Below are 23,078 nucleotides of genomic sequence, written 5' to 3' on the forward strand. Positions count from 1 at the left end.
ATAAATTTCTTATTTGTTTTTTACGATTTGTGCTGTAAATGATGCCTCAGCCACTACATGGTCGCCAACAAAGATGTAACCTTTCATTGAAGAGATACCATGGCGTACGGGAGCCATCAGTTCTACTTTGAAAATCAAGGTATCGCCAGGAACCACCTTCTGACGGAACTTCACATCGTCGATCTTCATGAAATAGGTGCTCCAGCGCTCAGGCTCTTCGAGAGTATTGAGTACCAGCAGACCACCACACTGAGCCATAGCCTCAATCTGAAGTACACCGGGCATCACGGGCTCTTGTGGGAAGTGCCCTTGGAAGAATGGTTCATTGGCCGTGATGTTCTTGATACCAACGATGGTCGTTGCTCCCAGTTCAACCACCTTATCAACCAACTGCATGGGGTAGCGGTGGGGCAGAAGTTCACGGATGCGGTTCACGTCCATGACTGGCTCTTCGTTTGGATCATAGATAGGCGCCTGAATCTCGTGCTTGCGAATTTCCTTTCGCATCTGACGGGCAAATTTATTGTTGATGGTATGTCCTGGACGAGTAGCTACGATGCGACCCTTGATAGGCTTACCAATCAGTGCCATATCGCCAATGATGTCGAGCAACTTGTGGCGTGTGCATTCATTGTCCCACTGCAGAGGCTTGTGCTGGATGTAGCCCAGATCTGTAGCGTCGCGATGCTCTACGTGCAGCATATCTGCCAACATGTCGAGACGTTCCTGAGTGGTCTGACGCTCGTAAATGACAATTGCGTTATCCAAGTCGCCACCCTTAATCAGGTTTGCCTGAAGCAGAGGCTCGATGTCGCGTACGAAAACAAACGTACGGGCACTGGCTATTTCTTTGGTATAGTTTTGCGGATTGTCAAGTGTCGCAAACTGTGAACTGATGAACTTTGATTCAAATGAGCACATCGCTGTGATTGAGAAAGAGTCATCAGGAAGAATCGTGATGCATGAACCTGTCTGTTCGTCCTTCACTTCAATTTTCTTGCGAATGATATAATAGTCTTTGGGCGCATTCTGCTCCTCAATGCCTACCTCGTTGATCTTGTCAACATACTGGATGGCAGAGCCATCGAGAATAGGAAACTCAGGACCATTTACCTGAATCATACAGTTGTCAATGCCTAAAGCGTAGAGAGCAGATAGACCATGCTCTACAGTAGAAACACGAGCATCGCCTTTACCAAGTACCGTACCACGCTGGGTGTCAACGACATTCTCTGCAATGGCATCAATCACAGGCTCGCCTTCAAGGTCAATACGCTGAATTTTATAGCCCGTGTTTTCCGGGGCTGGATTGAATGTTACTGTGAGGTTCAAACCCGTATGCAGTCCCTTACCAAACAGGGAGAAACTGCCTTTCAAAGTTTTCTGCTTCATATTTCTTAGAGTTTCTTTTTTAATTCTTCTATTTCACGTTGCAATTGAGCTATCTGACGGTACATGTCAGGAAGCTTAGCATCCAAAGCTCTCGCCTTGAAATACATCTTGGGATTAACGGCAGGTGAACCTATCAGTTGCTCACCGTCTCCCTTCGTGTTGCTGATGACACCAGACTGAGCACCGATGAATGTCTTGTCGGCAATCTGAATATGTCCGGCAAAACCGGCCTGACCACCAACCATACACCAAGCTCCAACTTTAGTTGAACCTGCCAAACCTACCTGAGCCGACATTACGGTGTTTTCTCCAACTTCACAATTATGAGCCACCTGAATCAGGTTGTCGAGTTTCACACCCTTGTGAATAACAGTCTGTCCCATTGTGGAACGGTCTACGCAGGTGTTGGCGCCAATCTCCACATTATCCTCGATGATGACGATGCCAATCTGCGGTATTTTATCATAACCCTCAGTATTGGGAGCAAAACCAAAACCATCGGCACCGATTACGCTGCCAGCATGGATTGTTACATTATTTCCGATTTTACATCCCTGATAAATAGTAACGTTGGGAAAGAACACACATTTTGAACCAGTCTGCACGCCATCTCCAATGACAGTATGGGGATAAACCATTGTGCCATCGCCAATCACGGCTCCATCGCCGATATAGGCGAATGCACCTATATAGACATCTTGTCCAATGGTGGCCTTAGGAGAAATGTATGCGAGTGAATCAATACCCTTCTTAACAGGTTTCATTGACTCATAGAACTGTAGTAACTTAGCTACACATTCATAAGCGTTCTTTACGCGGATAAGTGTGGTACTGACGGGTTTATCGAGTTTGACGTCTTCGTTGATTAGTACTACACTCGACTTGGTGTCGTAAATGTAATGAGTGTATTTGGGATTCGACAGGAACGAGATAGCGCCTGGCACACCTTCCTCAATCTTTGCGAAGGTGTTTATTGATGCATTTTCATCGCCTTCAACACGTCCTTGAATTAGTTCTGCAATTTGTTTGGCTGTAAATTCCATATTTTTTGCCTTAATTTATTATATAAAACCGTGCAAAGATAGCGAAAATTATTCAAATCGCTGATAACACAGATAATATTTTCTTATTTTTTTAGAAAGTAATTGAACATTTAGCAATTCTGAAGCCTCGGATATGTCCTTGATTTCTCCATTTTTGTAAAGTATTGCGATGCTATCATCGTCAACATTATACATGTCTTTTTGGATTGTGTTGAGACTCATCAGGTAGTGGGCATCGCTCTTGTCAATACCCAGTTCTCTTGCGATATTCTCCTGTAATTCGTCGATTCTCTCCTGTGATACAGGCTCTTCGTGAACCTCGACCTTGAAAATCTTTCTGTCAAGCATGTCGGTTGCCAGTGTAGAAAGAATCTTATCATCGTGATGTTTCCAAGCCTTCATGGCGCTCCAGATGTCTGAATCATCGAGTTCGCCATAATTCGTAAGAGTCTCGGGATGTGTGGCAAACCACTCTGCATCGATGTCATTGCTGAGGAAGTAGTGCAGGGCAGGTGAGGCGAACACATCCTGTCCCATACGTATAAGGTCTTTCGCACGTGTAAGCATGTTGACAAGTACCTTCTCATAGGCTACGCAAGTACGATGCAGGTATACCTGCCAGTACATCAGGCGGCGTGTGGTGAGATAGTTTTCCAGTGAGTAGATGCCTTTCTGCTCTACCACTAACGAGTCGTTGACAACATTTAGCATCTTGATGATTCGTGCAGAGCCGATGTTACCTTCTGTCACGCCTGTATAGAAGGAGTCTCTGCGTAAGTAGTCCAAACGGTCCATGTCAAGCTGACTCGAGATGAGCTGATGGAGAAAGTTCTTCGGATAATCTCCTTTGAAAATACTGATGGCAAGATTCAACTGTCCGTTCAGTGAACGATTGATCTCTTCCATCATCAGCAGTGAAATCTCTTCATGAGAAATACCATGAATCAGTGTGTTCTCTAATACGTGAGAGAATGGACCATGTCCGATGTCGTGCATCAGGATGGCAGCCTGAACAGCTTCAGCTTCTGATTCAAAGATGAAGATGCCTTTTTGCTGAAGATTCAATATGGCCTCACTCATCAGATGGAAAGCCCCAAGTGAATGCTGGAATCGGGTATGTCGTGCTCCAGGATAAACCACAGAAGCCAACCCAAGTTGATGGATACGGTTAAGGCGCTGGAACAGAGGATGTTCCACAATGCCATAAAGTATTCCTTTTGGGATTTTGATAAATCCGAAAACGGGGTCGTTTATGATCTTGACATCGTTCATGGGTGCAAAGGTACTAAAAAATATAGATAAAAGCCAAAGATATTTGTTTTTTCGCTTAAATTGCCTTATCTTTGCACAATAAAATACTAAAACAAAGAATATGATGAAGCGTTTTTCAACTTTGCTGCTTCTTGCAGCCACATCGTGCGTGAGTGTTTATGCCCAGAAAGGAAACCTGCAGAAAGGCGGTTATGGTTATCTATATTGCCACATGAACGACCACGGCCGTGCATGGACAGCTTACGCACTGAGTCGTGACGGCTTTCACTATGAAGACCTTTTTGGGGGAGACTCTATCTTCAGCGATGCCGAGCATGCCCGTATCGAAGGTGCCACACGTGATGCCTATATCTGTCGTAAGCATGACGGGAAGGGCTATCTGATGGTGTGTACGGATATGAATGTTGGCGCAAAAGAGCGTTTGGGAAAAAAAGAGACGTGGGATAACTATGGTATCGATCTCTTGACGAGCAACGATCTTATTCACTGGGAATCAGTTACTTTCGACTATCGAAAGGGCGTCTCAATCTTCTCAGATCCGGATGCAGAGAGCGTATATAAGAACTGGGCCACCATCAATCGTGTATGGGCACCCCAGATCGTATGGGATGAGGATTATGTATGGCCTGACGGAAAGAGAGGCGGTTATATGGTATATTACTCTATGTGGAATCGAGGTGAAGAGGCTTATGACCGTATGTATTATTCTTATGCCGATGAGAGTTTTACCACCCTTACACAGCCACGTCTGCTCTTCGATTGGGGGTATGCTACTATCGATGCCGATATCAATTGGGTGGAAACGGATCAGAATTGGCACATGATGATTAAGAAAGAAGGCGGGAAACCTGGCTTGTTTACTGCTACGGCCCCAACGCTTACTGGTCCTTGGAGCGAACCCGTAGAGGATGATTATGTTGACTTTGAGGGTAACAAGAAATGTGAAGGGGTCTCGGCATTTCAGCTTAGTGGCGAGAAAAGTTGGGTGATTGCCTATATTGAGTATTCTTCCCATCCACGCAACTACCGCCTCTGTCTGGCCGATGAGAATATGCGGAACTTCCATTCGCCTCGTAACATCGAGGGCGTGAAAGCCCCCCAGCATGGCTCTTTCCTCCGACTGACGAAGAAAGAATACAAACGTCTTGCGAAACTAAGAAGATAGACCTTAGATTTTAAAAACATCCAGAGGAGAGGGCCCCTCTCGGTAGAAATATCGTCAGGATAGTGTTTTCCAGTCTTTTCTCCGTTAGAAAACGTTGTTTCCCCTTAAGGAAAACACTGCTTTCTAATGGAGAAAACAGTGTTTTCTGACTGAGGAAACACCGTTGTCTATAGGAACTTTCTATTCTAAAGAAACATTTCGGATGACAAATGCGTGCTCGACGTCGCCCTCCTTGAAGTTGAAAGTCGTTGGGATGGTATCGAACGGCTCAAAGGTGAGCGTGAAGTCTGTGTAGCAGAGGTTGCTAAGAGACTCGTCTGTTGACTCTGTAGCTTTCACCTGAGAAAAGTTGTCCTCGTCAAGCTTGACACCATCGGCTGCTGTCAGCATGTATTTTTTGCCGTTTGCCTCAAGATAGGACTCTTTGACGATGCGGAACCAATAATCCTTATGGCCGTAATAGCGGAAACTAACAGTAGTGCTACTGGCATTGGCATCGACTTTCTGGATTAGCAGCGAGAAGTTGGCGCTGTTATCTTGTTTGTGCTTGACGCCGTTGAGGACATCAGCCATGCCCATAAACCATCCCGGGTTATAACCCATGCCCTTCCAAACGATGCGCTTGTCGGGTGAGATCAATATGTAATAGGGAATGGCACCCATATCGCAGTATTTTCTACTAATATCCTGCATGGCGTTGTTCCAGTTTGTCCAGACAATGCGCTTGCTGAATTCGTGCTCCTGCCACTCTGAGATCTTGTTCTGATTGATACCGACGATTTCCAGCTTATCCTTCATTTTCTCATAGGCCTCTTTCATCTCAGGCTCAGACATCATGCAAGGACCACAACCGATACCCCAGAAATCAAGTAATACATATTTGCCATTGGCAAAGGCTTCAAACAGATGATGCTTCTGCCCTTGCATATCAACGAGTTCTGCATCTTCGGCTTCTTCGCCAACCTGCAAGACTCGTGGCGGATAAACATAGCTGTGTATCTCGGCCAGTTGCCCCTCAAATCCTTTAGGTGCACGGTCTGCAACGAACTTCTCGATCTTCTTCAACTGCTCCATGTGGGGGAAGTCCTTGATGTTCTTTACAATTCTGGATGCATTCAATAGCTTACCGATGGTGGCGGCATCCATAGGCAGTGCGGGTAGGATGTCCATCTGCTTCTTCGCCAACTTTATTTCAACGGGTTCTAGCTCAGCCCAGGGCTTATTGGCCAGAACCTTCTGCATATATTCCGTCAGCACGTCACGGCAGTGCTCCGTGATGCGAGCTTCTGTCCGTTGCTCGGGGAGCGGGCTCTCCACCTTCCATAAGGGATAGAGACAGTCATTGCCTGTCACTTTCACTGCCAGGTCTGGTTTCAGGTAGATGGTTATCGACATATTAGGACAGCCTTCGCCCATTAAACAGAGAAAGCTTTCAGTGAGTTCTTCAACGGGTAGAGTGTAGGCGAAATGTCCGGCTTTGACAGTGTCTACAACACTTCCTATAGTACCTGTACCGGCAAGCACCAGCGTGCCGTCTTTCAGTGCGGGAGAGTAACCAGTGACTGTTGCAGTCTTTGTCTGTGCTAGTCCTGTTGATGTGAGAAGGGCAAGCAGAATAGTGATAATGTTTTTCTTGTTCATAATTAATGTTTTAATGATTTTATGGTATATGTCGGCGGCGAAGTTACAAAGAATATATGAACCGTACAAGTATTTTAAATATTTTAAAGAAAAATCGCCATAAAGGATGCTTGCTGCCAAAAGGGCGCAAGAAAAGGAAAGGAAAAAAGAAAAAGGGTTCTGAACAAACTTCAGAACCCTTTTTTCTTTAATTCTTCTGCCATCTCCTGTTGGAGTTTCTTTGCTGCTTCTCCAGCAGCTTCGGCATAATCATCACCGTTAGATGCATAGATGATACCTCGTGAAGAGTTGACTAGTAGCCCACAGTCTTTTGTCATGCCATACTGGCATACCTCCTGCAGACTTCCACCCTGAGCACCAACGCCTGGAACCAAGAGGAAATGATTGGGAGCCACTTTGCGGATGTCTTCAAACATCTTACCTTGTGTGGCACCAACGACATACATCATGTTTTCATCGTTTCCCCACTGCTGACTCTGTTTCAGCACCTTCTCAAACAGACGTTCGCCCTGTGCATCTTCAGTCAACTGGAAGTCGTGACTTCCCTTATTACTGGTCAATGCCAATAGAATAACCCACTTGCCCTCGTAACCAAGGAAAGGTGTTACGGAGTCTTCACCCATATAGGGTGCAACGGTCAGCGAGTCAACATCGTACTCTTCGAAGAAGGTACGTGCATACATGGCCGACGTATTACCGATGTCGCCACGCTTTGCATCGGCGATAATGAAGTGGTTGGGGTAGTTCTCTTTCAAGTACTTGATAGTTTTCTCGAATGATATCATGCCCTTGACGCCATAAGCTTCATAGAATGCGAGATTGGGCTTATATGCAACACAGTAGGGGGCTGTAGCATCGATAATTGCCTTGTTAAACTCAAAGAATGGGTCGTGAAGGTCGAATACGCACTGAGGCATCTTTTTTGCGTCTGTATCCAATCCTACACAGAGAAAACTCTGTTTCTCTTTTATTTGATTGATTAATTCTTTTCTATTCATAATCTTACAATTCGTTCTCTTTCATTCTTTCTGCGTTCTCGGCAACAGTCAGTGCATCGATCATGGCCTGAATGTCACCACCAAGGAATCCCTGCAGATCGTGTGTCGTATAGCCGATACGATGATCGGTCACACGTCCTTGTGGGAAGTTATACGTACGGATCTTAGCTGAGCGGTCACCTGTACTTACCAGACTCTTACGCCTTGAAGCGATGTCGTCCACATACTTCTGGTGCTCCTTGTCGTAGATAAAGGTGTACAGACGGCTCAGTGCGCGCTCCTTGTTCTTTGGCTGGTCGCGGGTCTCGGTACATTCAATAAGTATCTCTTCCGTCTCGCCAGTGTTGGGGTTCTTCCACATATAACGCAGACGTACACCCGATTCTACCTTATTTACGTTCTGGCCACCGGCACCTGAACTTCTGAAAGTATCCCACTTGATTTCGCCTTCGTTTACATGTACCTCGAACTTGTCTGCTTCAGGCAGCACGGCCACGGTGGCAGCACTCGTCTGCATACGTCCGTTCGACTCGGTCACAGGTACGCGCTGCACACGGTGAACACCCGATTCGTACTTCAGTGTACCATATACATCGGCCCCCGATACAGAGAAGTCGATCTCCTTGAATCCGCCCACGGCACCCTCAGATACGTAGGTGATAGACAGCTGCCAGCCCTTCGACTCGCAGTAGTTCTTGTACATCTTAAACAGGTCGCCGGCAAACAGACAAGCCTCGTCGCCACCTGTTCCTGCACGTATCTCCATCTCCACGTTTTTAGCGTCTTCAGGATCCTTTGGAATCAGTGCAATCTTTATTTCTTCCTCCAGCTGTGGCTGCAGTTCCTCGTTCATAGCCAGTTCCTCGCGGGCCATCTCCTTCATCTCGGGATCGGTCTCGTTGGCAAGGATGTCCTTTGCCTCCTTGATGCCGTTCAGACAGGCGATGTAACGCTTGCGGGCATCCATGATGTCACCCAGATCCTTGTATTCTTTCGTCAGTTTCACAAAACGGTTCTGATCGGCAATCACGTCGGGGTCAGTGATCAGAGTCGACACTTCCTCGAAGCGAGCCTCCAGACCGTCAAGCTTTTGTAATATACTGTTATTCTCCATAATAGAATTCTCCAAATTCAGATTTGATAGTGAGGCTCTTCTTGCCTTCTTCAATATGTCCGACTATCTGAGCATCGATGTTAAAGCTCTTCGAGATCTCGATAACCTTTTCGGCCACCTCAGGACGGACGTAGATTTCCATACGATGTCCCATGTTGAATACCTGATACATTTCCTTCCAGTCGGTACAAGAGCATTCGTGGATAGCCTTGAAGAGTGGGGGAACAGGGAACATGTTGTCCTTCACCACTTTGCAGTTATCGTTTACGAAATGCAGAACCTTTGTCTGGGCGCCACCAGTGCAGTGAACCATACCATGGATCTCTGGGCGCAACTCGTCGAGCAGCTTCTTGATAACAGGAGCATATGTGCGGGTGGGAGAGAGTACCAACTGCCCGGCATCTACAGGAGCGCCTTCCACCTTGTCAGTCAGTTTGTATTTACCACTGTATACCAACTCATCGGGCACAGCGTGATCATAGCTCTCAGGATAGTTTTCTGCCAGATACTTGGCAAATACATCATGACGAGCTGAGGTAAGTCCGTTAGAACCCATACCGCCGTTGTATCGCTTCTCATAGGTAGCCTGTCCTGTTGAAGACAGACCAACAATGACGTCGCCAGGACGGATGTTCGCATTGTTGATTACATCAGAGCGCTTCATGCGACATGTTACGGTAGAGTCTACAATAATGGTGCGTACTAAATCGCCTACGTCAGCAGTCTCGCCACCAGTAGGATAGATACCGATGCCCATTTCGCGGAGTTCTGCAAGCAATTCATCTGTGCCATTGATGATGGCTGATATTACTTCACCTGGTATCAGCATCTTGTTACGTCCGATGGTGCTCGATACAAGGATGTTGTCGACGGCACCTACACAAAGAAGGTCGTCTGTATTCATCACAATGGCATCTTGAGCAATTCCTTTCCATACGCTGAGATCTCCCGTCTCCTTCCAATACATATATGCCAGCGATGATTTTGTTCCTGCTCCGTCGGCATGCATGATGTTACAATACTCGGGATCGCCCCCCAATATATCGGGTATGATTTTGCAGAATGCCTGCGGGAAGATACCCTTGTCGATGTTCTTAATGGCTGCGTGTACGTCTTCCTTTGCGGCTGATACGCCACGCATCATATATCTGTTGTCTGTCATATCCTTATATAAACTATTTCTCTTTTCCATTCCAGAATTCCCAACTGGCGAAAGCTTGCAGTAACAGCATCTCCAGTCCGTTCTTCACTTCTGCACCATGTTCTGCTCCCTTACGCATGAAGAGTGTCTGATCAGGGTTGTAAATCAAATCGTAGAGTATGGTGTGATTATCCATCGCCTCATATGGCAACTTGGGGCACTCGTCTGTGTTGGGATACATACCAACGGGTGTACAATTCACAATGACATTGTATTCCTTGATGACTTCTGGCGTGATGCTCTCATATTGTATTGTGTCAGGACGTTCGTAGCGGCTCACGAATATCGGTTCGATACCTAGTGACTTCAAACCATAGTTGATTGCCTTCGATGCGCCTCCTGTACCCAGAATCAGGGCTTTCTTGTGCCACTTTTTGTCAATCATTGGCTCAATGCTTTGAGTGAATCCTATCACGTCGCTATTGAATCCTTTCAGTCGTGTATTGTTCTTCTCATGAGTCACACGGATCACGTTTACTGCCCCAATGGCTCTTGCCTCAGGCGATATGCTATCTAGGAAAGGTATTACTTTCTCCTTATATGGGATTGTAACATTCAGTCCTCTCAACTCTGGCGTCTTGTCGAGTATCTCCGTTAGTTCATCGATACTGGCAATCTCATAGTTCTCATACTTGGCATTGATACCCTCGTCAGCAAACTTCTGATTGAAGTAACTGATGGAGAACGAATGTCCCAAGGGATAACCTATAAGTCCGTACTTGTCCATAATAATTCAAAACTATTTTGTCGCAAAATACATCGTGCAGATGCCAAAGGTCAGTCGCTTGAACGAAGCCTCGGCATATCCTGCCTTTTTCAAGATGTCAACCATCAGTTCCCCCTGAGGGAATGCTTCGATAGTCTTTGTCAGATAGCTATAGGCGCTGGTGTCTTTAGAGATAAGGCGCCCATATACTGGTAACACCGTGTGAGAGTAGATATGAAAGAGTTGTCTCATGGGGAATCTTACCGGTGTAGTCAGTTCCACGATACTGAGACATCCACCTTTCTTCAGCACGCGATACATTTCTTTCAGTCCACGATCCAAATCGGCAAAGTTTCTGATACCAAAGGCGGCTGTTATGGCATCGAACGTCTCATTATCGTATGAGAGACTCATGCAATCCTCTTTTTCGAAACTAACGATGTCATCAAGCCCTTCAGCTTTTACCTTCTTTCTTCCTATCTCCATCATGCCTTCGCTGATATCGGCACCAATCAACTTCTCTGGCTTGAGCATTTTGGCCGCAAGTATGGCGAAGTCGCCTGTGCCTGTAGCAATATCGAGCACCTTTCTGGGCTTGTGAGGTAGGAGCTGCTTGATGGCTTTCCTTCGCCACCCCTTGTCGATGTCCCACGACAGGCGGTGATTCAACTTATCATATGTAGGGGCAATGTTGTCGAACATGTCCTCTACTTGATTTGTCTTACCAGCCTTCTGGTCGTAAGGCTTTATCACCTCCTGTTCGTAGCCCATCGTCGTTTTATTTGCTCTTGAAGGCGTTCAGCCAGCTGCTTACATTCTTTTCAATACGAGCGGCAATATCCTCATTATCGATTTCACGCTCAAAACGTTCGCCTACAATGTTCTCGTAGAGTTCAATGTAACGGTCTGATACGCTTTCGGCATACTCGTCGGTAATCTCAGGCATCACCTGTCCTGGTTCGTTCATGAAGTTGTGCTCAATGAGCCACTGACGTACGAACTCTTTAGAAAGCTGCTTCTGAGGCTCGCCCTTGGCCAGTTTTTCTTCATAGCCGTCTGCATAGAAGTAGCGACTGCTGTCAGGGGTGTGTATCTCGTCAATCAGGTACACCTTTCCATCGCGTTTACCAAACTCGTATTTTGTATCTACGAGAATCAGTCCGCGTTTAGCGGCGATTTCCTGTCCACGCTGGAAGATCTTGCGAGTATAGTCTTCCATGATGGCATAGTCTTCGGCAGAAACAATGCCTTGGGCAATGATTTCTTCTTTAGAAATATTCATATCGTGCCCCTCATCGGCCTTAGTTGTCGGAGTGATGATTGGTTCGGGGAAACGTTCATTCTCCTTCATGCCATCGGGCAGACGTACGCCACACAATTCGCGACATCCGTTCTTGTACTCTCTCCATGCACTACCTGTCAGGATAGAGCGGATAATCATTTCTACGCGAAAACCCTCACATTTCAGACCTATAGTTACCATGGGGTCTGGTGTCGCCAGTTTCCAGTTCGGACAGATGTCGGTGGTAGCGTCCAGGAACTTGGCTGCAATCTGGTTCAATACCTGTCCTTTGAAAGGAATACCTTTAGGCAGAACCACGTCAAAGGCCGAGATACGGTCTGTTGCCACCATCACCATCAAATCGTCATTGATGTTGTAAACGTCACGGACTTTACCGTGATAAACACTCTTTTGTCCCTCAAAATTGAAGTCCGTCTTTGTTAATGCTTTCATCACTAATCTATACTTAACTAATCATTAATCTTATTCTCTCATTTCTTTGTCGAACGCTTCATAAGCGTTGACAATACGTGTTACCAGCTTATGGCGTACAATGTCAGATCGATCAAGGTTTACAATGCCTATGCCCTCTACATTATTTAATATATGCAGGGCTTCAATCAGTCCGCTCTTCTGTGAGTGGGGCAGGTCTATCTGTGTCATGTCGCCGGTAATAATCATTTTCGTGTTCCAGCCCATTCGGGTCAAAAACATGCGTATCTGTGCGGGCGTTGTGTTCTGTGCCTCGTCGAGTATGACCACAGCATCACTCAGTGTGCGCCCTCGCATAAAAGCCAATGGCGCTATCTGTATGATATTCTTTTCCATCATGTCTTGCAACTTTACCTGAGGTAGCATATCTTCTAATGCGTCGTACAGTGGTTGCAGATAAGGGTCGATCTTTTCTCTCATGTCGCCAGGCAGAAAGCCTAACTTTTCGCCAGCCTCTACAGCTGGACGTGAGAGTATGATTTTCTTTGCAGTCTTTTCCTTCAGGGCTTTCACCGCCAATGCTATCGACAGGTAAGTCTTACCCGTACCGGCAGGACCTACGGCAAATACCATATCATTGTGTGTGTAAGCTTCAATCAGTTTCTGTTGGTTTGCGGTACGGGCTTTGATGGGACGGCCTGACATTGAGTATACCACCACGTCGTCGGGTAGTCGGTCGTTTGAGCGCCGCCCTTTTACGATATCAAGAATATCTTCCTCTTTCAGTGAATTGAACTGCATCACATGATTGCGTAATTTCTCTACACTCTCTTCAAACGCAGCCATCTGTTCTTCATCGCCCAATACGCGTACGACATTGTCTCGGGCCATGACGCGCAACTTTGGGAAAAGCGAGCGTATCATCTGTAAATGCCCGTTGCCAACCCCATAGAATATCACGGGGTCAATGTCTTCTAAAACAATATGTTTCTCTATCAAATGATATAAAAATTTAAATTTGGTTGCAAAGTTACGAAAAATATTTGTATCTTTGCAACGCAAAATAAATTTTTTAAATGAAACTATCAAAAAAAAGATATTTAGAGACTTTTATTGCTGTTGTTCTGCTTCTTGCTGTTGTCAGATGGCTCTTTCCTCAGGTCGCTGAAGCGCGTTCGGTTGATACAGAAATGCAGATTACAGATGGACAAACGCCTCTTAATAAAGAGATTACCTGTATTTATCAATATAACGTTGAGCACCCTCATCGTATTCTTTCTGTTCCTCATTACGCTGAGGCTTTCCCTGATACCAATGCTGTGCAACTTACGGCAGCTCGCAAATGGGGAGTGAGTCCTGTTAAGAACCGTGAGGATGCAGAGGCCCGAAAGCGTGAATTAGTCTATATAGGATCAAATCCTTATTATCACGTTGATCCGCTTTATTCCAGTATCCCATATTTGGTGCCCCATGCCGCCGTATTGCTGCAAGACATCGGTCAGGCTTTTTTTGACAGCCTTTATGTCAAAGGGGTTCCTTTCCATAAGCTCATTGTTACCAGTGTTTTGCGTTCACAGGAGGATGTGCTGAAACTTCGCCGTCGCAATGGTAATGCTACCGAGAATTCTTGTCATCTCTACGGCACCACGTTTGACATCTGTTATAACCGTTATAAAACAGTTGAGGATCCCGCTGGCCCTGCTCGTCGTCAAGTGCGCAACGATACGTTGAAATGGGTCCTTTCCGAGGTTCTTCGCGATATGCGAGAACAGGGAAGATGCTATATAAAATATGAGGTAAAACAGGGATGCTTTCATATGACTGTCAGGTAGTTAGGAATATATTGATTGACAATAACTTTAAAACTTTAAACATTATGAAATTAGACGGAAGAAGAGAAAGCTCAAACGTTGAGGATCGTCGCGGATTGAGTGGTGGTAAAGTAGCTGGTATCGGTGGTATCGGTGCAGTGATTATCGCAGCCTTGTTTGCATGGATGAGCGGAGGCGACCCTCTTTCGGCCGGTCTTCAGGCTGCCCAGCAGCAGATGACGGCTCAGACCGAGACCGTTGGTGAGGAGAATTTTACCGAGGAAGAACAGGCGCTTGCCTCTGACTGTAAGAAGATTCTTGCATCAACCGAGGATGTCTGGGGTAAGGTCTTCGAAGAGATGGGTGGTACTTATACGCCTCCTACGCTCGTACTTTTCTCTAATCAGGTTAATTCCGCTTGCGGCTCTGCAACAGCCGCTGTCGGTCCATTCTATTGCTCTGGTGATCAGAAGCTTTACATCGACCTCTCCTTCTTCACGCAGATGAAACGCCAGCTTGGGGTAGAGGGCAATACCTTTGCTTATGCCTATGTGATTGCTCATGAGATAGGTCATCATGTCGAGAACCTTACCGGTACTTTAGGTAAAGCTCATCAGGCGATGAGTCAGACAGACAAAGTGCAGGCCAATCAGATTAGTGTCCGTCTTGAACTTCTTGCTGATTATTATGCAGGTGTATGGGCACATTATGAAGACGCAATGAATCGTTCAATGGAGTATGGTGATCTTGAAAAAGGACTTGAGCTTGCCAAGGCCATCGGTGATGACTGGCTGCAGAAGAAAGCTCAGGGACGTGCTACACCTGAATCATTCACCCATGGTACTAGCGACCAGCGTAAACGTTGGCTGAAGCGTGGTTATCAGACGGGCGATATGCGTACTTCTACTTTTAGCATTCAGAACTATAACGACCTCTGATAGTTTCTTGTAGAAACTCGCATAATCATATTAACCATGAAGAAAAGACAATTATGGATTCTGGCCGCAATCTTTGTCGTATTTTGCGGTTGGATGGCTGTTACCTGTCGTTCGGGTGACGATAAAAAGGTGCTTTCTCCTACAGAGGATTCGAGTCAGTTCGTTACGTTGACTGATGCTGTGCCTGAGAGTCATCCTGACAAAAAACTATTAGCGGCGGCAGAGGGCTGCGTAGGGACATGTGCGACAGCTGTTAGCGTCGTTGGTTGGAGTGAAAGCGAGGTCTTGATTGAAGATCTCGCTTATTTTTTGCCCGAGAAGTTCGGTGTAGCGAGTTGCTACAGCCTTGATGTCGTGTACGGGCTCCTTGCCAATCTTCAGTGTGGGGTCGTAGCCGTCGGTACCTGCGTGTTGGATGAACAGCAGGCTGGGAGAGACGGGTTTGTCCTGTTCGTGCGACACAATATGACTATATAGAAAAGCTTGTAAGAAATAGTCGCTATGTTCTCGGATATAAGCTGGATCGAAGATGGCCTCAACATCGGGTAACCCCTTTGGCTCGTGTGAACCAGTCTTGTAGTCGATGACACGGATGCGCTCCTCGCCAGTATCTGGATCAGTGACCATGTCAAGACGGTCGATGTAACCGCCAATCTCTGTATCCCCCCATGGCATCTTGACTTGCTTCTCAAGTCCTAAAATAGTGAAAGGTGTAAGGCGGCGGTCGATCTCAACTAACTGACGTATGTATTTGATAATAACCTCCCGATTGATGAGTTGCAGACCGTCAAGGGGGGGCATGGGGTGCATAGGGTCTTTAATGAGGAAAAGCTCTTTTTTGATGGCCTGATCGACAGCACGCTCAATCTCTATGCCGCTCTTTAACAGGGCATCGAGGTCGGACGTTGTAATGCGCTGCTGGCCGAACTGCTCATATAGGGTCTGGGCAGCATGGTGGAAGATATTTCCGAAGATGCGATTATCAATCATATCCTCTTCGTTATCATCAGGTTCCTGAAGGTTGCTAACGTAACGATAGAAGAACCTGAGCTGACATCGTAGGTAATTGCTGATGGCCGTAGGACTGATGCCGCCCATCTCTTTCGAGAAACGCCTCGTGAGGGTTGTGATGACTTCGTGAGTCTTTTCAATGGATTGGGGTTGATGCAATTGTGGCTGTTGTCCGGCACGTAACGTCTGGAAGGTTATGGGAATATCAGTCTCGACCATTAACTGGAGCATGAATCGCGACATCTCACCTGTCTGACCATCGTTTGTTGAATTGTTGTAGACGATGGTGACATCACCTGTACGTTGCAGTAACCGGTGGAAATAGTGCTGATAGATGGCGACCTTATGATCGACGGTGGTGAGACCATAGGCTTTACGGATGGCATATGGAATGAAGGATGTGTCGTTGACGCCTCGGGGCATATTACCTTCGTTACACGAGAGCAACAGCACGTGGTCGAAGTCAAGGTTTCGTGTTTCGAGCACACCCATCACCTGAATACCCTCTGCAGGTTCTCCGTGGAAAGGAATGGATGCCTGCTGAATAAGTTGCTGTACAAGTCGTTGCAGGGTAATGGTATCGACACTGAGCACACCACTGTCTACCAGACCGCTGACACGATTCAGTAAGGTATAGATCCGAAATATACTCTCAGTGTCAAGGGATGAGAAGTCTGCTGTTGTAGCGATTGTACGTACTATGTTCAGAAGCCAGTGCAGCATATCGGCATTATCTGTGTAATGGACAGCGGCATAGTCGTTAGGTAGCAGACTGGCAAAAGGGTGACGACTGACTATGTCGAGCCAACGATGGCGGAATGCACCTGTTTTCTGCGAGAAACCGTTTACCTGAAGATTAATGAGTTGCGTGACGAGCGACGCTACTGATGTCTGAAGTAGGGGAAAGCCAGTTGTGACGTTCACCTTCTCAACACTGTCAGGCAGACAGTGAACAACTGCTTGTAAGAGTCCTTCATTACAGAGCACAATGGCGGTACGTCGCCCAGCGGCAATGCGCTCAGGAGTGAGCCACTGACTGACGTAACGCGCCTGAATATTCTCGGTTGATGCCGAGATATAAGTCAGTTGCCGTGGAGGCTGTTCCTCGGTATCCTGATAGAAAACGGCTTTGCCTTCGCGTTCCAGTCGGTGGAACAGCACTTGTTCTACTTGCTGCATGAGATTGAAGCCTACAAAGCAATAGGCATCATAGTCGAACTGCAGATCCTCGTCGGTAGCTACCTGGCGATATAGTGCACCTTCGTAAGCCAGTTGCTGACTGGCAAGGCTCTCATTGAACGTTCTGTAGATGTCGCCAATGTGACTCCATAAGCGCAGGAAGCGTTCCTTGAGTTCTGTATTATGGTCTTCGGAAAAGTTGCTGAAGAATCGCCGTATCATCTCACGCTGTTCATCAGTGAGATACGATACGTCGTCGAGTTCGTGGATATCACGCAAGTTTGCAAACACCTTATCAGCAGGTGCCATATTCTTATCGAGGTCATCGAAGTCGGAGAGCAGCAGTTGTCCCCAACCATAAAAATGATCAAGCGTCTCGTCAAGACCTGTACACTGTGTGAAGCACTTGTGCAGTTCACAGACCAACATGATGGGGTCTGCCACTTTGAGAGTGGAATGACTGCGGAACAAATCACTGATGGTGATGTAGGCAGGACTCCAGATGGGCTTACCTGCCAGATGTGCCAAGCAGTCGTTGAGAAATAGCGAGGCACGCTTATTAGGGAACACCACGGCTATGCGTGAGAGGTTTGTTCCATATCGGGAGAGTAGGTCGGCTGCTACATGTTCAAGAAAAGACTTCATACTTCTTCGATTTTGTTGCTATATACATACCAGAGATAACCCTTGATGTTCTGATGTCCCATAGATGCCAGAAGCTGCATGTACTCATGTACCTGCTCGTGATATTCAGGTTTTGGGGCTCCAAACTTGAAGTCAACGACAATCCATTCCTGACCATCGGTCATCACACGATCAGGGCGACGCTCTTTCATTTCTCCGTTTTCGATGGATAGAATCGTACACTCGTTGAAGAGTTCCCAATGTGGTGAGAACCAATTACGTACACGCTCGTCCTCCAAACGTTTCTTGAGCATCGTCGTGATGCGCTCTGCGGTGATGTTCTCGTCGTAGAGTACACCCTCAAATTGTAGGCGTTGCAATGCGTCGGGAATGTCGCTTGCAGTGCGGATAGTAGAGAATACTTCGTGTAGGATACTACCCGTCTGGATGTAGTTCCTTCGTTGCAGATTCTCTTCGTCATCGCCCTCTGCAAAAACCTTACTGCGATTACTCTGGCGGAAGTCTACCTTACGTCCGAAGGTCTCAACCTCGACGTTGACAGGGGCAGACGGCTGGAGGAAAGGATTGATAGACGGCTGACTGAAGAGGTCTTGCTGAGGAGCTTTGAAAGTAGAGGTACCGTAAATGAAATGAAGTTCCGTTTTCTCATCTTCGATTCCTTCGAGAGTGGAAGAGGACAGGTCGTTGCTGATAAGTGGCAGACACTGTTCGATGAGTGTTGAACGAGAGTTTTTCGTGCCACGCTTGCCGATGACATAAAGACTCCTACAGGCACGGGTGAACGCCACATAGAGCAAATTCAGATTATCCACGGTGTTCTGTAGATGTTCATGCAGATAGTCGGCCTCATAGATGGTACCCATCATCTGTTTCTGACTATAGTCTATTGGTGCTATCGGTAGATCACTGAATGGTACTTCAGAGGGTTGGCACCAGAGCACGTTACCCGTTTTCTCTAACTGCCAGTCGCAGAAAGGACAAATCACATGTTCAAACTCAAGTCCTTTCGATTTGTGGATGGAGATGAGGCGTATACCATTAGTCTCATCGCTCTGTATGGTCTTAGAGGAGATGTTCTCGTCCCACTCGGAGAGGAACGTGTTGATGTCCGTTGTGTTCTCGTTGACAAAGTCAGTAAGTTGATCGTAGAACGCACAGAGATAGGCGCCCTGTCCTTTGATGGTATTCAGACGGAAGATGCTATAAAGACGCTCAACCAGTTCGTAGAAAGGCAATGAGAGCAGTTCTGCGAAATGCCCAATAAACTCCTCGGGTAACAACACGTCGAGATTACGATTGGCTAAGAGAAGTTCGTTGTCGGTAGTGGAATTACGCAATATATCGTATTGCCATGTCTTGACGATAGCTGCTTTTGTGAGTTGATCGTCGGGATGGGTGAGTAGTCGCAGGGCGTTGATGAGCAAGCACACGGTGCTGGATGCATCGAGGCGGAAGGCCTCGTCGGAGACAATGCTCACCTCTGGCATTTGCTGTTGGAAATAGTTGGCAATAATGGGTATTAGTGCGTTCGTACGTACAAGGATGGCGATGTTATGTTGCTCGATTCCTTGTGATATCAGCTCCCCAATGATGTCAGCCATGTGACTAAGCACCTGCTCCTGATACTCTTCAGCGGGCAGCAAGGTGATGTCGACAAAACCTTCTTCTGTTTTATTCTCGGGTATTTGCTGTTCTACGTCTGCATAAGCCTTTCGCAGTTGGTCTGCTTCTGCGGGACTGAGTTCTGCTTGGGTCTGATATTCTAGTTGGGCCGCATGATGGAAAAATGCATTGTTGAACTCGATAATACGACGTTCAGAACGGCGGTTTACCGTCAGCGGATGCGTCTCTACTTGTTGGGGCGAGAACTGACTCTCAATATCGTTAAGCAAGCGCCAGTCACCTGAACGCCAACGATAGATACTCTGCTTCACGTCGCCAACTATCAGGTTTGAGGTGTTCTCATGACTCATCGCCTCTGCCAATAGCACACGGAAGTTCTGCCATTGTACGGTCGAGGTGTCCTGGAATTCGTCAATCATGACATGTTCCAACTGCGTTCCTATCTTCTCGAAGATAAACGGCGAGTCGCTCTCACCAATCAGTGAATGGAGCAGTTGTTGGGTGTCACTGAGCAAAAAGCGGTTCGCACTCTCGTTCAGATCATGTACTTTGCGCTCAATGTTACCCAATAGCCGCAGTTGATTCAGATGTCGTAATGTGAGGTCGGCACTCTTGTAGAGTTTCCACTGCTTTGGCCGCTCTTCAACCGCATAGCGTAGAATGTCACCAAGTATAGAGTCTGCCAGTGAGTGGATGAGTTCCCGTCGCGGGTGCGTCTTCTTATACCATTTTGTAGGATCCCCTATACTGTCGGTCACACGCTTACCGACGATACTTTCATCGAAGATACCCTGACGGAGTTTCTGGAAGAAACCGCACAATCCGGTCTTTCCGTAGGCGAGATCGTCAATCGTCAATCCTTCACTTTCAAGGGCATCGAAGAAACTCTCGCCAATCTCCTTCATTCGGTCTTCGGCTAGCTGGCGTATCTCGCGCAACCTACGGGTGTAGTCTTCAAAGAAACCTTTTTCTCCCATCTTCTTCTCCATCTCATCCCTTACAGCCTTATAGCTGTCGCTGAAGATAGTGCGCCCGAACGATTTTATTTGTGAGATGACGTTCCATGACTTATCGTCGGAAATATTCTCCATGATGTATTTTAGGATCCACTGAAGCAGTAAGTCGGTAGTGCTTAAATCGGCTATCAGCTGATCAACAGCCAGTTCCTCTACCTGATAGTCATTCAGTCCGATACGCAGATTGGTAGTGAGATCGAGTTCGCGTGCCATGTTACGCAGCACACTCTGGAAGAAAGTGTCGATGGTCTCAACGCGGAAATAGTTGTAGTTATGAAGCAGATTTGTCAGTGCCATACCTGCGCGTTCACTGATGAATCGGGCTTCGAAACCAGTCTTCTCTTGGATGGCTTTCAAATAATTTTCTGAGTCGGGCAGCTGATGTGCGATACCATAGAGTTGACTCAATATACGCATCTTCATCTCCTCTGTGGCCTTGTTGGTAAAGGTCACAGCCAGGATGTTGCGATAGCTTTGTGGGTCTTCCACAAGCAGGCGGATGTATTCGGTGGCAAGCGTAAAGGTCTTTCCACTGCCAGCACTTGCTTTATAGACTGAAAGGGGTTTTACCATCTTCTAAACAATTCTATTTCTACTTCGACACCTGCACGGTCGAAAGTGGTGTTTCGGAAACTGGCAAAGGCGCCCACCGAAATATAACGGTTAGTGAATCCATAGCCGAGTTCATAATAGGGACGAGAGTGTTCGAGTAATACATTACTCAAGTAGAAACGCTCCTTCTCGATATATTTGCCGAGATAAGGAATCCATGTCGCGAACATCATCGGTGTTTCATATGATACGTTACTGCGGATGTAATAGTCAGAGCGGTTGTACTCGCGACTTCGAAGTAACTGAACGTCACCGCTCCAGTTATCGTCCCAGCCTCCGGGCAGGTTTTCATCGCGGAAGTTCACGTAGTCGACAAAGTAATTGCCTGATTTTGTGAAAAAACCTCCTCCAGCCCTGAGGTTGAGTACTCGCAGCCCTGGAATTTTCTTCTTCCACTGAGCGTCGAACTCCCAACGTTCATATTCAAGGTCGCTGTTCATCACACCTTTGATGGCTCGTTCATAATCAATGGAGAGAGTTGGGCCATTGTTCAGCCAAGGTTGGAACTTCAGGCCTATCATGGGCGCAAAACTCTTATAGTGTATAGGCATTCCGTAAGTTAGCATCATCTGCTTGTCGAGGGCAGAGCGAACATGGTAGATGAGTCCAGCCTCAATATCGAACCAATTGAAGAGCATAATATTGTTGAACACCTTAAGGTAAGTGTCCTTGAACTTATGCATATTGGTATTGTCGAAATTGATAATGCTGTCGGGATACAGTTCTTTTATCTTCTCTGTCACACAGCTGTTGCTGATAGGATTGCCGTTACCCCATACAATCTCTGTGTATCCGTTGCGTTTTGGGTTATAGGTCATTCTGAGTGGTGCAGTGAAGTAGAACTGCCGCTGCTTGAAGTTATAACCGAAGGTTGGGTTCAACGTCAGATATCTGTGTGGTGAGAATGTGTAGCGTGTGCGCAGCTTCATCTTATAGCGCCAACCGCGGTTGCCGCTATAGCTCAGATATAAAGGATTGATGATGGGTGACAACTTGAAATAGGAGTCTTCTGATTCTGCCGAAATCGGTGTCACGAGGTTATCGCCTATCGTGTCCCAGATAATCTTTTTCAGCAGTTGCTTGTTTGTGGCAGTAGAGTCTTCCTGCTGCCTGTTGATGGAATCCTGCCGAATCCGTTTATTGTATTCATCATAAATCTCTTTGTCGGCTTCTGATAAGGGGATTGGACGGATAGAGTCCATCAGTTTGCGACTCGATACTTTGGTAATGCTGCCTGGTAGCGTTATGGGGCAGTTGTAACTGGCATCGAATAGTGCAGATATGTGATTGCCCATGAAGCGGAAAGAGCCCACCATAGAACATCTCTTCGGCATCAGCGAGCGAGCTCCTTCGTCGCCTTGTTCTATATGTGTGCGGAATGATATCATATCAAACTCTCCGTTTAGCATTGCCATGATAACACGGCCCGTAGATGTCTCAACTAGCGCATAGCCGTTGAGCAGTTGTGTATTATAGAACTTTGGTTTGAATTCCAACCATGTCGTAGAGTCGTTGAGCTGCTTTTGCGTGAAGCGGTAGAAGTGCCTGTTATGTCTGTTGAAAGGCGATAGCATGTGGCCTTCGTAGAGGGCAACATCATAGATGTTTGGTGTCATGAAATTGAGGAGGGGTGACAACACCCTGTGATCCTTAGGGATGGTGCTTGACAATACCTGACTGTTGATGTCGAAGTGATGTGAATCTTGGAATAGCACTTTTGCGTATGACTCGCGGATATACTTCCTTGGGTCTTTAGACAGAGAGTGCATCGTGGGGATGAACTTCAGTATAAAGTTACGTTTCTCTACGTTGAAGTGAATCTTAGCATAGATATTGTCCTGAAGTGAGTCGATCATCGGGTTGAGGGCCTTCTGATAAGCGTAAATCCGATTCAGTATCAGCCCTTCAGTCTTCTCTTTCGCAAAACCATGTACTGACACACTTAGCAGCATGCCCAACAATAGTAACGGCTTGATGAATAGTTGACTGCGTATCAA

Annotated in this window: 17 protein-coding genes; 3 read left to right on the top strand and 14 right to left on the bottom strand. The window is 46.7% G+C overall.

Annotation, left to right across the window (positions count from 1 at the left end):
• Positions 1–9 precede the first annotated feature (9 nt).
• From BMX82_RS00455 to BMX82_RS00465, 3 genes are read right to left on the bottom strand one after another with little or no spacing between them, the layout of a single operon-like run.
• Positions 10–1,392, bottom strand: a complete 1,383-nt coding sequence (locus BMX82_RS00455; RefSeq protein WP_036912021.1) for a bifunctional UDP-3-O-[3-hydroxymyristoyl] N-acetylglucosamine deacetylase/3-hydroxyacyl-ACP dehydratase — start codon at positions 1,390–1,392, stop codon at positions 10–12.
• A 5-nt stretch (positions 1,393–1,397) separates the two neighbouring features.
• Complete coding sequence (lpxD, locus tag BMX82_RS00460) at positions 1,398–2,435, bottom strand: UDP-3-O-(3-hydroxymyristoyl)glucosamine N-acyltransferase (RefSeq protein WP_091765151.1); 1,038 nt, start codon at positions 2,433–2,435, stop codon at positions 1,398–1,400.
• A gap of 48 nt (positions 2,436–2,483) precedes the next feature.
• Entirely contained in the window at positions 2,484–3,707 is a 1,224-nt protein-coding gene (locus BMX82_RS00465) for an HD domain-containing protein (protein WP_091765152.1), read from the bottom strand.
• 103 nt (positions 3,708–3,810) lie between these two features.
• On the opposite strand from BMX82_RS00465, the gene BMX82_RS00470 reads away from it, so the two are divergent.
• A complete protein-coding gene (locus BMX82_RS00470; RefSeq protein ID WP_091766171.1) occupies positions 3,811–4,872 on the top strand; it encodes a glycoside hydrolase family 43 protein in 1,062 nt (353 codons plus the stop codon).
• Between the two features lie 180 nt (positions 4,873–5,052).
• Here the strand turns inward: BMX82_RS00470 and BMX82_RS00475 are convergent, their stop codons facing one another.
• The 8 genes from BMX82_RS00475 to BMX82_RS00510 all read right to left on the bottom strand — a co-directional run bounded on the left by BMX82_RS00475 (position 5,053) and on the right by BMX82_RS00510 (position 13,245).
• Entirely contained in the window at positions 5,053–6,513 is a 1,461-nt protein-coding gene (locus BMX82_RS00475) for a TlpA disulfide reductase family protein (RefSeq protein ID WP_143058276.1), read from the bottom strand.
• A 170-nt stretch (positions 6,514–6,683) separates the two neighbouring features.
• The gene (gene pyrF / locus BMX82_RS00480; protein WP_036912034.1) at positions 6,684–7,511 is read right to left on the bottom strand and encodes an orotidine-5'-phosphate decarboxylase; all 828 of its coding nucleotides are present in this window, start codon (positions 7,509–7,511) and stop codon (positions 6,684–6,686) included.
• Positions 7,512–7,515: 4 nt separating this feature from the next.
• On the bottom strand, positions 7,516–8,628 hold the full coding sequence (gene prfA / locus BMX82_RS00485) for a peptide chain release factor 1 (RefSeq protein WP_036913504.1): 1,113 nt from the start codon (positions 8,626–8,628) through the stop codon (positions 7,516–7,518).
• Positions 8,615–9,787 (bottom strand): AIR synthase-related protein, encoded by a 1,173-nt coding sequence (locus BMX82_RS00490; RefSeq protein WP_091766174.1) that lies wholly within the window; start codon positions 9,785–9,787, stop codon positions 8,615–8,617. The genes prfA and BMX82_RS00490 overlap by 14 nt, the downstream gene beginning before the upstream one ends.
• Positions 9,788–9,800: 13 nt before the next feature.
• Positions 9,801–10,553, bottom strand: coding sequence for a shikimate dehydrogenase family protein (locus BMX82_RS00495; protein WP_036912037.1), 753 nt, complete (start codon positions 10,551–10,553; stop codon positions 9,801–9,803).
• A gap of 12 nt (positions 10,554–10,565) precedes the next feature.
• Entirely contained in the window at positions 10,566–11,303 is a 738-nt protein-coding gene (ubiE, locus tag BMX82_RS00500) for a bifunctional demethylmenaquinone methyltransferase/2-methoxy-6-polyprenyl-1,4-benzoquinol methylase UbiE (protein ID WP_091765159.1), read from the bottom strand.
• Between the two features lie 7 nt (positions 11,304–11,310).
• On the bottom strand, positions 11,311–12,267 hold the full coding sequence (locus BMX82_RS00505) for a phosphoribosylaminoimidazolesuccinocarboxamide synthase (protein WP_036912043.1): 957 nt from the start codon (positions 12,265–12,267) through the stop codon (positions 11,311–11,313).
• Between the two features lie 30 nt (positions 12,268–12,297).
• Positions 12,298–13,245 carry a PhoH family protein gene (locus BMX82_RS00510; RefSeq protein WP_091765162.1) on the bottom strand — a complete coding sequence of 316 codons (948 nt, stop codon included), beginning with the start codon at positions 13,243–13,245 and terminating at the stop codon, positions 12,298–12,300.
• Between the two features lie 77 nt (positions 13,246–13,322).
• Here BMX82_RS00510 and BMX82_RS00515 point away from each other — a divergent pair, with 77 nt between their 5' ends.
• Positions 13,323–14,078, top strand: coding sequence for a DUF5715 family protein (locus tag BMX82_RS00515; RefSeq protein ID WP_091765165.1), 756 nt, complete (start codon positions 13,323–13,325; stop codon positions 14,076–14,078).
• Positions 14,079–14,122: 44 nt separating this feature from the next.
• A complete protein-coding gene (locus tag BMX82_RS00520; RefSeq protein ID WP_036912052.1) occupies positions 14,123–14,995 on the top strand; it encodes a KPN_02809 family neutral zinc metallopeptidase in 873 nt (290 codons plus the stop codon).
• A gap of 210 nt (positions 14,996–15,205) precedes the next feature.
• Here BMX82_RS00520 and BMX82_RS00525 read toward each other — a convergent pair whose 3' ends face one another.
• The 3 genes from BMX82_RS00525 to BMX82_RS00535 are packed head-to-tail and all read right to left on the bottom strand — an operon-like array spanning position 15,206 to position 23,078.
• Positions 15,206–17,830: a PD-(D/E)XK nuclease family protein gene (locus tag BMX82_RS00525; RefSeq protein ID WP_091765168.1), complete on the bottom strand. Its 2,625-nt coding sequence runs from the start codon at positions 17,828–17,830 to the stop codon at positions 15,206–15,208.
• Positions 17,827–21,042 (bottom strand): UvrD-helicase domain-containing protein, encoded by a 3,216-nt coding sequence (locus BMX82_RS00530; protein ID WP_091765171.1) that lies wholly within the window; start codon positions 21,040–21,042, stop codon positions 17,827–17,829. The genes BMX82_RS00525 and BMX82_RS00530 overlap by 4 nt, the downstream gene beginning before the upstream one ends.
• Complete coding sequence (locus BMX82_RS00535; protein WP_143058277.1) at positions 21,036–23,078, bottom strand: DUF5686 family protein; 2,043 nt, start codon at positions 23,076–23,078, stop codon at positions 21,036–21,038. The genes BMX82_RS00530 and BMX82_RS00535 overlap by 7 nt, the downstream gene beginning before the upstream one ends.

It is taken from the genome of Prevotella sp. khp7, assembly GCF_900109055.1.
Classification (GTDB): domain Bacteria; phylum Bacteroidota; class Bacteroidia; order Bacteroidales; family Bacteroidaceae; genus Prevotella.